This is a genomic window from Kribbella sp. NBC_00889 (genome assembly GCF_045207705.1).
Taxonomy (GTDB): domain Bacteria; phylum Actinomycetota; class Actinomycetes; order Propionibacteriales; family Kribbellaceae; genus Kribbella.
This window is the reverse complement of the sequence record NZ_CP108783.1, coordinates 6,920,065-6,932,300: the sequence shown is the minus strand read 5'-3', so window position 1 is coordinate 6,932,300 and position 12,236 is coordinate 6,920,065. Positions and strand designations below refer to the sequence as shown.

Here is a 12,236-nt window from a genome sequence, read left to right as displayed (position 1 = left end):
CCACCCCCGGTTGATGTCGGGTGCGGATGGCATGCTTCCGGGAGAAGCCTGGGAGCGAGGAGTGCCGTGGGGCCGTGGGACGTGGAGCAGGTGCTGGGACTGGCGCCTGATTCTGCGTCCGCGAAGGCTGGGCAGTCGCAGGCTCGGCCGGAGAAGTGGTCCGGGACCGGGGCGTCCGACCGGGCTGTATGGGGACTGTGCCAGGGGAGCGGCAAGACGCCGTACCAGACCACGGTTGATCCGAGCGGGCCGGCGTACAAGTGCTCGTGTCCTAGCCGGAAGTTTCCGTGCAAGCATGCGCTCGGGTTGCTGTTGCTGTGGGCGACCGGGGCGGTTCAGGGCGGTGACGAGCCGGAGTGGGTGAGCTCGTGGGTGGATCAGCGAGCGGCCAGGGCCGAGCGGCCGGAGCGTAAGCCGGGTGAGGTCGCCGACCCTCTGGCTGCGCAACAGCGTGCCTCGAGACGGGCTGACCGGGTGTCGGCCGGCATGGCCGAGCTGTCGAGTTGGCTGGATGACCAGGTCCGGCAGGGGCTGGGCGGATTCGACCAACGTGCGTACACCGAGCTGAGCAGACTCGCCGCGCGCATGGTGGACGCGCAGGCGCCAGGAGTCGCAGGAGCGGTACGGCGAGCCGCCGGAGTCGTCGGCCGTGGTCACGGCTGGCCGGGTGAGCTGCTCGAGGAGCTGTCCCTGATCCACCTGATCGTCTCGGCCCACGGCCGCCTCGCCGACCTCCCACCGTCGCTGGCCGACACCGTGCAGTCGCGGATCGGCTGGACCGTCGAGACGGCCCGCGTGCTGGTCGAAGGAGAGAAGGTCGAGGACGACTGGCTCGTGCTCGGCCGCGTGGTCGAGCCCGACGACCGGCTCACGGTCCGCCGCGTCTGGTTGCGTGGGGCAACGACTGGACGACTCGGTCTGATCCTGACGTTCGCCGCCGCTGGTCGCCCGCTCGACCCGCTGCCGGCGCGACCGGGTGAATATGTCCCGGGCGCCCTGTCCTACTACCCCGGCGCCCTCCCGATGCGCGCCCTGCTCACCCAGACCGCGCCGCGCCTGCCCGCACCGAAGCCGACGGGATTCACGGCCCGCCAGGCCTTGGCGTCGTACGTCGAATCCGTCGCTGCCGACCCGTGGAACGAACGCTGGCCGCTGGTCCTGCAGGACGTACGTCCGGCCCAGTACGGCGAGGGATGGGCGCTGGTGGACGACGCGGGGGACGGACTGGAGATCTTGCCCGGTGTGGATCCTTGGAAGCTGCTGGCGGTGTCGGCCGGCGGTCCGGTCACCGTCGCCGGCGAGTGGAACCGCGCGGGATTCCGGCCGATGACCTGCTGGCACGGCGATCGGCCGGTGATCCTGTGAAGGGCTGGGACGGGCTGGTCAGCTCGGCGTTGCTCGGTACAGACCGGCGGCCGGTGCACTTCGAGGAGTTGCCGGAGCACATCCAGGAACGGCTGGGCGACGGTGGACTGCTCGACGCGGCCGCGCTCGCGACCGTCTACAAACGCGCCGGTCGCAAACCTCTGCAGGAGCTCGAACCGTTGCCTGCGGCACCAGGTGAGGATCGGCCGTTGCCGAGGCCGGTCGCGATCCGGCGGCTGGCCGCGATGCTTGGTGGATTCCAGACGACCGCGCTCGGCGAATGGCTGCGTGCCGCCGACGCCCGTGGGTGGGGCGTGCCGCCGGAGCACCTTCCGGCGTTGGCCGACTATGCCCGCAACAGAGCGGAGTACCGGCCGCTCGTGATCGCCGCTGCAGGTCGGCGGGCCGCGTGGCTGGCGGATCTGAATCCGGAGTGGCGCTTCCTGCACGCAGCAGTTGTCGAGAGCAACGATCCGGAGCTGTGGACGCATGGCAACGCGATTCAGCGCCGTAGCTGGTTGCGCGGCCTGCGGCAGCATGATCCGCACGCGGCACGGGAGGCGCTGAGCGAGGTCTGGCCGACCGAGTCCGCCGCGACTCGCGCTGACTTCCTCGGTCTGCTCGCGGAGGGATTGTCCGAGCAGGACGAGGACTTCCTCGAGGCCGCGCTCGACGACCGGTCCAGGGAGGTACGTCGGGTTGCGGCCCGTCTCCTCGCGCGAGTTCCGGGCTCGAAGTACGGCGAACGCGTGGCCGAGCGGATGTGGTCACACCTGACCGTCAGCCAGGGTGTGATCGCGGTCGACCTGCCGCGGCGGCTGAGCGCCTCGATGGAGCGCGACGGGATCACCTCGGAGAACCCCGACGGAGTCGGCAAGCGCGCGTGGTGGTTCCTGCAGATCGTCGCCAACACCCCCTTGTCCGTCATGGATCTCAGCTGGTTGCAGACGCCGGTGGAGGGCTGTTCGCCTGAGGTGCTGCAGGCTGCCTGGACGGAAGCCGCGATCCGGGAGGGTTCGGCCGAATGGGCCCGGAGTTTGTTGCAATCCGAGGCATCGACCGGCAGCCGGAGTCCGGCGGAGCTGCTGCGGTTGCTGCCGCCGGATGAGTGGGCGCGGGCCGTGGAGGCGCTCCGCACCACCGTGGATGTCGCCGAACTGGTGGGCGGGCTGCCGGTGCCGTGGCCGTCGTCGCTCGCGACCATGATCCTGGACCAACTGGCGAAGGTGGGCACCGCGCGGGCGTGGGCCCGGTTGGCGAGCATCACGGCCCGCGCCGCGCCGCCCGACGTACTGAATCATCCGATCACCCGGGAGCCGACCGGCGAGGAAGACACCTGGCGCCGACGGCTGGTCGAGACCCTGATCTTCCGACGTGAGATGTACGAGGAGCTGTCATGACCACTGAAGTACTGCGGCCGCACGCGGAAGAGGAGTACGCCGACGAGCTCGTCGCACTGGCAGCCGCGGACGATCGCGCCCGCCCGCCGGCCTGGCGGCTGTCGCCGGCGGCAGTGGTCACCTACCTGCTCGGCGGACGCGCGGGTGACATGGAGATCTCACCGAAGTACGTCGGTCCGCGCCGGCTGATCGAGGTCGCGGTGGCCACGCTCGCCACGGACCGTGCGCTGCTGCTGCTCGGCGTACCGGGGACGGCGAAGACGTGGGTCAGCGAGCACCTCGCCGCGGCCATCAGCGGAGACTCGACCCTGCTCGTGCAGGGGACGGCGGGTACGGCGGAGGAGTCGATCCGCTACGGCTGGAACTACGCGCAGTTGATTGCCCAAGGCCCCAGTGAGGCGGCGCTGGTGCCCAGTCCGGTGCAGCGGGCGATGACCGAGGCGAAGATCGCCCGGATCGAGGAGCTGACCCGGATGCCGTCCGACGTCCAGGACGCGCTGATCACGATCCTGTCCGAGAAGACGCTGCCGGTGTCCGAGCTGGGCACGGAAGTCCAGGCCCGCAAGGGTTTCAACGTGATCGCCACCGCCAACGATCGGGACAAGGGCGTCAACGAACTGTCCAGCGCGTTGCGGCGCCGCTTCAACACCGTCGTACTCCCGCTGCCGGACTCCGCCGAGGACGAGGTGGAGATCGTCTCCCGCAGGGTCGCCCAACTCGGTTCGGCGCTGGAGTTGCCGCAGCCGGACGACGCGCTGGACGAGATCCGCCGGGTGGTGACGATCTTCCGCGAGCTGCGGTCGGGCCGGACCGAGGACGGCCGGACCGCGGTCAAGTCCCCGTCGGCCACCCTGTCCACCGCGGAGGCGATCAGCGTCGTCACCGGTGGTCTTGCGCTGGCCGCGCACTTCGGGGACGGCGTACTGCGTCCGACCGACGTGGCCGGCGGCATCCTCGGGGCCGTCATCAAGGACCCGTCGGCCGATCGCGTCGTCTGGTCGGAGTACCTCGAGACCGTCGTGCGAGAGCGGGATGACTGGGCCCCGTTCTACCGAGCCTGCCGAGAGATCAACGGATGACCGTTCATCTGCTCGGGATTCGGCATCACGGGCCGGGATCGGCGCGGGCGGTGGCAACCGCTCTCGGCGAGATCCAGCCGGATGTGGTGCTGATCGAGGGACCGCCGGAGGCCGACAAGGTGGTGGAGCTGGCCGCATCGGAGGAGATGGAGCCGCCGGTCGCGCTGCTGGCGTATGCGGTCGACGACTCGACCCGGGCGGCGTTCTGGCCGTTCGCGGTGTTCAGTCCCGAGTGGCAGGCGATCAAGTACGCGCTGGATGCGGGTGTGCCGGTGCGGTTCTGCGACCTGCCCGCCGCGCAGCAGTTCGCGTCGTCCGGTGGTGAGGGGCGGCGGGCGATGTCGATCGATCCGCTGGCCACGTTGGCGAACGCGGGTGGGTACGACGATCCCGAGCGCTGGTGGGACGACGTGATCGAATCTCGGCGCGACGGGGCCGAGCCGTTCACGGTGATCGCGGACGCGATGCGCGAGTTGCGGCACGGCGAGGAGGCGACCGGCCGGGAGGCACAGCGCGAGGCGTACATGCGGACCGTGCTGCGCAAGGCCCTGCGCGAGGGGCACGAACGGATCGCCGTCGTCTGCGGCGCCTGGCACGTGCCCGCGCTCGAGATTCCGTTGCCTCCGGCAACGCACGATCAGCGGATCCTGAAGGGTCTGCCGAAGCGGAAGGTCGCGTGCACCTGGGTGCCGTGGACGCATGGCCGGTTGGCGGCGGCGAGCGGATACGGCGCGGGCATCACCTCACCCGGTTGGTACCACCACCTGTTCACCGCGCCTGACCAGATCACCACCCGCTGGCTGTCGAAGGTCGCTCGCGTACTGCGGGACGAGGACCTCCCTGTTTCCAGCGCCCACGTGATCGAGGCTGTCCGGCTCGCTGACACCCTGGCGGCCTTGCGCGGACGTCCGCTGGCCGGGTTGAGCGAGGTCACCGAGGCGACGCGGGCAGTCCTGTGCGGTGGGAACGACGTACTGCTTGATCTGGTCACGCGCGAAGCCGTGGTCGGTGAGTTGCTGGGGTCGGTGCCGGTGGAGACGCCGCAGGCGCCGGTGGCGGCGGACCTTGCCGCGCAGGCGCGGCGGTTGCGGATGAAGCGGGACGCGACCGAGCGGGTGATCGAGCTCGACCTGCGGAAGCCGAACGATCTGGACAAGTCGCGACTTCTGCACCGCTTGCGGATTCTCGGCGTGCACTGGGGTGTTCCGGCAACCGATGAGCGGCGCGCGCAGGGCACGTTCCGCGAAATGTGGCGGTTGACCTGGGATCCCGGGCTCGAGGTCGAGCTGGTCGCAGCGGGCGCGCACGGTACGACGGTGATCGGTGCCGCGACCACCGTGATGCTGCGCGTGGCCGGCGATGCGTCGACGCTGGCCGATGTCACCGCGGCCTTGGAGAAGTCCCTGCTGGCCGACCTCGAGGACGCGCTTCCCGAGTTGCTGCGCGGAGTCGACACTCGCGCGGCGGCCGACGCCGATGTCGGACACCTGATGGCCGCGCTGCCCGCGCTGGCACGTTCTTCGCGGTACGGCGACGTCCGCGGGACCGACACGGCCGGGTTGGCCTCTGTCGCGGGGCGGATGGTGTCGCGGATCTGCGCCGGGCTCGGGCGGACCGTTCATGGTCTTGATCCCGATGCGGCTGCTGCCGTGCAGGAGTTGATCGACGGTGTTCAGGACGCAACCGCCTTGCTGGCCGAGGATGTGCGGTCGGAGTGGCTGAACACCTTGGAGGGGTTGAGCGACCGGAACTCGGTGCCGCCGCTGATCCGTGGGCGGCTGACTCGGCTGATGCTGGACACGTCGCGGCTGCCGGATCAAGAGGTCGCGTTGCGGCTGGGGCGGGCGCTGTCCCCGGGTACGCCGACCGCCGGTGCGGCCGGGTACGTCGAGGGATTCCTCGCGGGTGGCGGCCTGCTGCTGGTGCACGACGAACGGTTGCTGGCGTTGGTGGATGCGTGGCTGGGCGCGATCCCGGACGACGCGTTCGTCGAGGTGCTCCCACTGCTTCGCCGTACCTTCGGGACCTTCGCGTCGCCGGAGCGGCGGTCGATCGGGACGCGGGCGCGGGCGCTGGCCGACCCGGCCGCGCTAGTTGTTGCTGACGACAACGATCTGGACACCGAGCTGGCCGCGTCCGTGCTGCCCGTTGTGGCGCAGCTGCTGGGGGTCTCATGAGCGACGAGAGAATGCGTCGCTGGCGGCTCGTGCTGGGCAGTGACGCCGAGCCGGAGACAGGTACGACGCTGTCCACGCAGGACCGGTCCGTCGATGCGGCGCTCGCCGCACTGTACGACGCGGAGCCCGGAGAGCAGGGGCCCGGGCGGACGGCCGGGCTCGGTTCGTCGGCGCCGCGGGTCGCGCGCTGGCTGGGGGACATCCGGCAGTACTTCCCGAGCACCGTCGTACAGGTCATGCAGCGGGACGCGGTCGAGCGGCTCGGCATCACCCGGATGTTGATGGAGCCCGAACTGCTCGGGGCGGTCGAGCCGGACGTGCACCTGGTCAGCACGCTGCTGGCGCTCAACGAGGTGATGCCGGAGGAGACCAAGCAGACCGCGCGCGAGGTCGTCGGCCGGGTGGTCGCCGAGTTGGAGGCGCGCTTGGCCGAGCGCACCCGGGCGGCGGTCACCGGTGCCCTGGATCGGGCCGGGCGGACCGGCCGGCCGCGGCATTCGGACATCGACTGGGACAGGACCATCCGCGCGAACCTCAAGCACTTCTCGCCGGCGCTCGGCACGATCGTGCCGGACCGGCTGGTCGGGTACGCGCGACGCAACCACAGTGTCCAGCGCGACATCGTCCTCGCGATCGACCAGTCGGGCTCGATGGCGGAGTCGGTGGTGTACGCGTCGCTGTTCGGCGCGGTGCTCGGGTCGATCCGCACGCTGCGGACCAGCCTCGTTGTCTTCGACACCGCCGTGGTCGACCTGACCGATCAGCTCGATGATCCGGTCGACGTACTGTTCGGGACCCAGCTCGGCGGCGGGACGGACATCAACCGCGCGCTCGCCTACTGCGAGGAGCTGGTCACCAAGCCGGCCGAGACCGTACTGGTGCTGATCTCGGACCTGTACGAGGGCGGCGTCCGCGAGGAGATGCTCCGTCGCGCCCGCACCCTGACGGAGTCTGGTGTCCAGGTGATCGCCCTGCTGGCGTTGGCCGACTCCGGTACGCCGTCGTACGACCCGGAGAACGCGGCCGCGCTGACGGCCCTCGGCATCCCGACCTTCGCCTGCACCCCGGACCGCTTCCCCGACCTGATGGCCGCCGCCATCCGCCACGAAGACATCACGACGTGGGCCGCCACCAACCTGTCCTGAAAGGAATGCTTTATGACGACTGTCGAGCTGACCCGCTTCCGGGTGCTGCCCGAGAAGACCGCGGAACTGCTCGCCGCCCGCGCCGACATGCTGGCGGACTTCACCTCCGATCGCGCCGGGTTCCTCGGCGCCCGCCTCGTGCAGCTCCCGGACAACGAGTGGCTCGACATCGTCGAGTGGGCGAGCCCGGAGGACTTCGCCGCGTCGCGCGACAAGGGCGGGAACCTTCCCGGCATCGCCCGGTTCTTCGCCGCGATCGACTCGCTGGTCACCGCCGAGGAGGGCACGCTCGCCGTCGACGAGCCGTAATCCGCCTGACAGTGGGCGGAGCGGGTGCGACCGTGGGCGGCATGGAGATCACGGAGATTCCGCCTCACGAGTACGACCGGGCGGCGGAGTTGTGGGAGGCGTCGGTGCGGGCGACGCATGACTTCGTCACCGAGGCGGATCTGGACGTGTTCCGGCCGTTGGTACGTGCGTCGTTCGGGGAGATCCCGCAGTTGGCCGGTCTCCGCGCCGACGACGGGTTGCTGATCGGCTTCATCGGCGTCGCCGAAGGGAACGTCGAGATGCTGTTCCTGGATCCGGCGTACCGAGGGCAGGGCGGCGGGAGTCTGCTGCTCGCGCACGCCTTCCGTGAGTTCGCCGCTACCGCGGTCGACGTGAACGAGCAGAACCCGCAGGCCGTCGGGTTCTACGAGCATCACGGGTTCCGAACGGTGTCCCGGAGCGAGCGCGACACGACCAACAAGCCGTACCCGATCCTGCACATGAAGCTAGCCAGCTAGTTCGAGGATGTCGATCGGGGTGTTCGGGTCGGCCTCGGCGAAGCGGAGGGCCCACTGGACGGCCTCCTGCTTGGAGTCGACGCGGATGATCGATACCCCGGCGACGAGCTCCTTGGTCTCGGTGAACGGTCCGTCCATGACGCGCGGCTCGCCGGGGCGGGGGAACGTCACCCGGGCACCGCGGGCGCTCGGCATCAGCCCCTCGGCGACGAGCAGCACGCCGGCCTGGCGCATCTCCTCGAGAACCGCGTCCGCCCGGGCCAGCATCTCCGGGTCCGGCGGGTTCCCGGCCTCGAGGTTGTCGTTGGTCTTGTGAAGCAGCATGTACCTCATACGGCAGACCTTAGTGCCGTCCAGAACGCCGGCGGGATCTCGTGGTCCATCCACCCGGCGACCTCGGTGATCTCCCGCGGGCTCCGCGCTCCGACCACCACCGCCGGTACGGCGGGATGCGTGAGTGGGAACTGGACCGCAGCGGCCAGCAGCGGTACGTCGTACTCACGGCACAGCTCCCGGAGCCGGGCGATCCGCTCCAGCAACGCAGGTGGCACTCGGGCGTACCCGTGTGGTGCGCCGTCCGCGGTGTCAGCCAGTACGCCGCCCTGGAACACGCCGGCCGCGAGCACACTCACGCCGTACTTCTCGCAGAGCGGTAGTAACTCGTCGGCCCCGGACTGGTCGAGCAGCGTGTACCGCCCTGCCAGCAGGATGCAATCGGGTCCGTCCGCACCAGTCTCGCTGAGGAACCGGGCCGCGACGTCCGCGTGGTTCACACCGAGCGAGATCGCGCGGATCGTGCCGCGCCCACGCAGCTCGGCCAGCGCCCGCAGCGCCTCGGTCGACGCGGTCAGGTAGTCGAGGTCGGGATCGTGGATGTGCAGGACGTCGATCCGGTCGATGCCCATCCGCTTCAGACTCGCCTCGAACGACCGCATCACCGCGCCGTACGAATAGTCCAGCCGTGGACCGAGGCCCGGCGGCGGGTCCGCCCAGATCGGCTGGATGTCCGGCCCGCCGGGCTCGATCAGCCGGCCCACCTTGCTGCAGAGCACGAAGTCGTCCCGCGGCCGCCCGCGCAGCGCGAGCCCGGCCCGCTGCTCCGAGACGCCGTAGCCGTACACAGGTGCGGTGTCGAAGAGCCGGACACCGAGCTTCCACGCGCAGTCGATGGTCGCGATCGCCTGCGACTCCGGAACCGCGGCGAACATCCCGCCGATGGAGGCCAGCCCCAGCCCCAGCCTGCTCACCGTCAGCCCCGTCCGCCCCAGCTCCACACTCCGCATGCCGACGACCCTAGGAGTTGCCGCCGACAGAAACCGGGTCTTCCCCGCGGCCGGTCCGCACGGCACCATGCGGAGATGGATGAGATCGCGGAGCGGTACCGGCGGCGCGCCGAGGCGTTCGAGCGGAAGGTCGCGGCAGTACGGCCGGAACAGTGGGACAACCCGTCGCCGTGCGAGCTCTGGACGGCCAAGGACGTGGTCGACCACATCGTCACGATGCACGGGGTGATGCTGATACCGGTCGCTCGCAAGCTCAAGCCGTCCGACGACCCGTTGACGGCGTTCCAGGAGGCGCGGGCGGCGATCGAGGACGTCCTGGAGGACCCGGTGCTCGCGCTGACCGAGACCGACACCCCGAGCGGACGGATGACCGCGGAGCGGCACGTCGACGAGGTGATCTCCGACGACCTGGTCCTGCACGGCTGGGACCTGGCCCGGGCCACCGGTCAGGACGAGACGATGGATCCCGTCGATGTGGAGCGGATCTGGGCCAGTACGGCGGCCATCCCGGCCGAGGTGATGGAGCAGTTCCGTACGCCCGGCGCGTTCGGGGAGGGGATCGAGGTCTTCGGTCCCGAGGTCGAGGTCTCTGTGGACGCGCCGCTCCAGGACCGTCTACTGGGTCTGATCGGCCGTCAGCCGTAGCAGGTCGCTCGGGGCGTAGTAGACCTCTGGCGTGGCGCACAGGGGCGCGCTGAGGAGCTGTCTGGGGTGCGACATGAGCAGTGCGTGTCCCTGCGCGACAGCCGGCTCGAGATACTCGTGCCCCGGCAGGTCCGCCACGGCAGTCCGGCAACCGAGCGCCATACCCTCGAACAGCGCCGTCGTCGACACGCCGACCTGGTACGTCGCGGAGGCCAGCAGGTCCAAGGTGCTCCCACCGGTCGACAACCGCACGCCGGCCGGGACGGTGTAGTCCGACGCGTGCTCACTGGGGTGCGGCCGGAACAGCACCTCCAGCTCCGGATGCTCCTTCGCGACGGACTCGGCCACATGCAGCAGCTCGGCACCGACCGTGCCCTGCGACAGGAACACGACCCGGTGCGGATTCTTCTCCGTCGCACGCGGCAGGTACGACGTTCCGACGACCTCCGTCCTCATACCGGCCGGGAGGTCGGCGACGGTGGTCCAGTACGACCCGAAGCACCAGAGCTCGTCCGGCTGATCGGCGACCACCGGCCGGCCGGGGTAGCTGTAGCCGAGGTGGAACGGGCTGATCGCGCCGTGCTGCAGCTCGACCACCCGGATTCCGAGATCCCGCGCGGCGCCGACGATGTGCTGGTGGAAGTAGCCGACCACGACGTACACGGTCTTGATCCGGTGCCGCCGCAGCAGGGCGCGATAGAGGGCCCGCAGTCGCAGATGTTTGGGCACCTCGCGGGCCACGAGAGCGCCGATCGGAACTGAGATGCCTGTCAGGTCGCGGAGCGCTTCGCTGATTCCGCGGTCGTCGGCGGATCGCCCGTGCAGCGCCCCCGCCGCGGAGGTGAAGAAGTCGAGGTTCCGGCTGCCGGGCAGGGGCGTTCCGTTGATGCCGGAGTCGAGGATCAGCGCCGACGGGCCGAGCGCTGCTCGCAGTTCCTCGGTGTAGATCTCGACACCGTTCGGTTTCCGCGGGTGCGGTACGACGAGCGAGTCGTAGTGGCCGACGAACGGGCTGCGCGTGACCAGTCCGGTGACGTGCCTGCCGACGAGGCGTGCCTTGTCGTACGACGAGCGCCGTACCGGATGAGGTGCTCCGTGGATGCCGCTGCGGCCGGTCAGCTCATGGAAGACACGCATCCGGATGATCGGCCACGGGTGCGCGCTCTTGATCCGCCACTCGAGCAGACTCAGATCCCGCTCCACCTGCCAGATCGCCCGGCACAGGCCCGCCACCGTCGGGCCCACGCCCGGCGCCGTGTCGTTCCCGGTACTCGTCATGGTTGATCCCCACTATGCCCGCGAGACTGCCGACCCCTGAGAAGAACCGGCGGACCGCCTTCAGCAGGTGCGTCCTCCGGCCGAGCAGGAGCCCGGTGAGGGCGAACCCGACCGCCGAGATCACCCGGGCCGAAGCATAGGCCAGCACCAGCCCATAGCTGATCGCACCCGGGCGGATCAGCAACCGGCTGATCGTGTCGCCGCTGCCGGACCGGAACGCACGGCGTACCAGCCAGCTCAGAGTGGTCCGGCCGGCGGGCACCTCCTCGGAGATCACCGCCTCCTCGCACCAGACGATGCGGAAGCCTGCCCGGTGCACCCGGAGGAAGAAATGCAGGTCGCTGGAGCCGCTGTAGCGGAACGCGGGATGGAAGCCGGGCGTCACCGTGTGGTAGACCCGCCGGCTGACCAGCGTGTTGTTCGTGTACGCCTTCCGCAGTTCCTCACCGGTCGCGTGCCGGCCTGTCGAGTCGTGTACGTCGCTGAAGTTGTTCCACGGCGGTGCGCCGTCCGGGAGGTTGCCCTTGACCGGACCGGTGACCACGTCGGCGCCAGTGGCCTCCCAGGCGCGCAGGAGCGACGCCAGCCACCCGGGCGGCGCGACCTCGTCGTCGTCCACGAAGATCAGCGCGTCGTCGTTCCAGCACAACTCCACCGACCGCTCCCGCGCGAACGGGATCCCCGGCTCTGGCTCCACCACCGACTCGATCGGGTACGGCGTCCCCTCGCCGAACTCCTCGAGCACCCGGGCCGCCGACCCGTCGGCGTCGTTGTCGACCACCACGATCCGAATCCCGTAGTCGGATTCCTCCGGAAGTTCCTGGGCCTGCAGGCTGGTCAGCAGCGCATGCAACAGAGCGGGTCGCCTGAAGGTGATAACCGCAATGGCGACGCTGGTGGTCATGGCGCCTGAGACTATCGGTCCACACCAACCCACCACCATCCAGTCGGCGTGTGAAGTACCCCCCAGACTCACTCAGCTCAGCCGCAAAGGACACCGCTGCGCGGCGGCAGCGCGCATCGGCCGCCTCCGGCGGCTCCCGCGAACCGGTGTCACGGAGAGTGTGATCGGCGCG

General features: G+C 70.0%; 12 protein-coding genes. 8 read left to right on the top strand and 4 right to left on the bottom strand.

What is annotated here, in order from left to right; translation table 11 throughout:
• Window positions 1-66: 66 nt before the first annotated feature.
• The 7 genes from OG817_RS33925 to OG817_RS33895 are packed head-to-tail and all read left to right on the top strand — an operon-like array spanning window position 67 to window position 7,954.
• The gene (locus OG817_RS33925) at window positions 67-1,365 is read left to right on the top strand and encodes an SWIM zinc finger family protein (RefSeq protein ID WP_406048849.1); all 1,299 of its coding nucleotides are present in this window, start codon (window positions 67-69) and stop codon (window positions 1,363-1,365) included.
• Window positions 1,362-2,765, top strand: coding sequence for a DUF5691 domain-containing protein (locus tag OG817_RS33920; protein ID WP_406048848.1), 1,404 nt, complete (start codon window positions 1,362-1,364; stop codon window positions 2,763-2,765). The genes OG817_RS33925 and OG817_RS33920 overlap by 4 nt, the downstream gene beginning before the upstream one ends.
• A complete protein-coding gene (locus tag OG817_RS33915) occupies window positions 2,762-3,844 on the top strand; it encodes an AAA family ATPase (protein WP_406048847.1) in 1,083 nt (360 codons plus the stop codon). Before OG817_RS33920 ends, OG817_RS33915 begins: the two co-directional genes overlap by 4 nt.
• Window positions 3,841-6,021 (top strand): DUF5682 family protein, encoded by a 2,181-nt coding sequence (locus OG817_RS33910; protein ID WP_406048846.1) that lies wholly within the window; start codon window positions 3,841-3,843, stop codon window positions 6,019-6,021. Before OG817_RS33915 ends, OG817_RS33910 begins: the two co-directional genes overlap by 4 nt.
• Window positions 6,018-7,166: a VWA domain-containing protein gene (locus tag OG817_RS33905; RefSeq protein ID WP_406048844.1), complete on the top strand. Its 1,149-nt coding sequence runs from the start codon at window positions 6,018-6,020 to the stop codon at window positions 7,164-7,166. Before OG817_RS33910 ends, OG817_RS33905 begins: the two co-directional genes overlap by 4 nt.
• A gap of 12 nt (window positions 7,167-7,178) precedes the next feature.
• Window positions 7,179-7,475 carry an antibiotic biosynthesis monooxygenase gene (locus OG817_RS33900; RefSeq protein WP_406048842.1) on the top strand — a complete coding sequence of 99 codons (297 nt, stop codon included), beginning with the start codon at window positions 7,179-7,181 and terminating at the stop codon, window positions 7,473-7,475.
• A 41-nt stretch (window positions 7,476-7,516) separates the two neighbouring features.
• Window positions 7,517-7,954 (top strand): GNAT family N-acetyltransferase, encoded by a 438-nt coding sequence (locus OG817_RS33895; protein ID WP_406048841.1) that lies wholly within the window; start codon window positions 7,517-7,519, stop codon window positions 7,952-7,954.
• Here OG817_RS33895 and OG817_RS33890 read toward each other — a convergent pair.
• Both OG817_RS33890 and OG817_RS33885 read right to left on the bottom strand, forming a co-directional pair.
• On the bottom strand, window positions 7,943-8,287 hold the full coding sequence (locus OG817_RS33890) for a YciI family protein (protein ID WP_131361628.1): 345 nt from the start codon (window positions 8,285-8,287) through the stop codon (window positions 7,943-7,945). The two genes, OG817_RS33895 and OG817_RS33890, sit on opposite strands and share 12 nt — an antisense overlap.
• Complete coding sequence (locus OG817_RS33885; RefSeq protein ID WP_360455567.1) at window positions 8,284-9,237, bottom strand: aldo/keto reductase; 954 nt, start codon at window positions 9,235-9,237, stop codon at window positions 8,284-8,286. Before OG817_RS33885 ends, OG817_RS33890 begins: the two co-directional genes overlap by 4 nt.
• Window positions 9,238-9,312: 75 nt before the next feature.
• Here OG817_RS33885 and OG817_RS33880 point away from each other — a divergent pair, with 75 nt between their 5' ends.
• The gene (locus OG817_RS33880; RefSeq protein ID WP_406048838.1) at window positions 9,313-9,882 is read left to right on the top strand and encodes a TIGR03086 family metal-binding protein; all 570 of its coding nucleotides are present in this window, start codon (window positions 9,313-9,315) and stop codon (window positions 9,880-9,882) included.
• On the opposite strand, the gene OG817_RS33875 is transcribed toward OG817_RS33880, so the two are convergent.
• Window positions 9,853-11,019 (bottom strand): hypothetical protein, encoded by a 1,167-nt coding sequence (locus OG817_RS33875; protein ID WP_406057566.1) that lies wholly within the window; start codon window positions 11,017-11,019, stop codon window positions 9,853-9,855. The genes OG817_RS33880 and OG817_RS33875 overlap by 30 nt on opposite strands.
• Complete coding sequence (locus OG817_RS33870) at window positions 11,003-12,064, bottom strand: glycosyltransferase family 2 protein (protein WP_406048836.1); 1,062 nt, start codon at window positions 12,062-12,064, stop codon at window positions 11,003-11,005. Before OG817_RS33870 ends, OG817_RS33875 begins: the two co-directional genes overlap by 17 nt.
• Window positions 12,065-12,236 lie beyond the last annotated feature (172 nt).

Excerpts from the sequence above, each read along its gene's own strand:
- OG817_RS33900 (WP_406048842.1), top strand. The coding sequence starts at position 7,179 with ATGACGACTGTCGAGCTGACCCGCTTCCGGGTGCTGCCCGAGAAGACC.
- OG817_RS33870 (WP_406048836.1), bottom strand. The coding sequence starts at position 12,064 with ATGACCACCAGCGTCGCCATTGCGGTTATCACCTTCAGGCGACCCGCT.
- OG817_RS33885 (WP_360455567.1), bottom strand. The coding sequence starts at position 9,237 with ATGCGGAGTGTGGAGCTGGGGCGGACGGGGCTGACGGTGAGCAGGCTG.
- OG817_RS33910 (WP_406048846.1), top strand. The coding sequence starts at position 3,841 with ATGACCGTTCATCTGCTCGGGATTCGGCATCACGGGCCGGGATCGGCG.
- OG817_RS33880 (WP_406048838.1), top strand. The coding sequence starts at position 9,313 with ATGGATGAGATCGCGGAGCGGTACCGGCGGCGCGCCGAGGCGTTCGAG.
- OG817_RS33890 (WP_131361628.1), bottom strand. The coding sequence starts at position 8,287 with ATGAGGTACATGCTGCTTCACAAGACCAACGACAACCTCGAGGCCGGG.
- OG817_RS33895 (WP_406048841.1), top strand. The coding sequence starts at position 7,517 with ATGGAGATCACGGAGATTCCGCCTCACGAGTACGACCGGGCGGCGGAG.
- OG817_RS33905 (WP_406048844.1), top strand. The coding sequence starts at position 6,018 with ATGAGCGACGAGAGAATGCGTCGCTGGCGGCTCGTGCTGGGCAGTGAC.
- OG817_RS33915 (WP_406048847.1), top strand. The coding sequence starts at position 2,762 with ATGACCACTGAAGTACTGCGGCCGCACGCGGAAGAGGAGTACGCCGAC.
- OG817_RS33875 (WP_406057566.1), bottom strand. The coding sequence starts at position 11,019 with ATGCGTGTCTTCCATGAGCTGACCGGCCGCAGCGGCATCCACGGAGCA.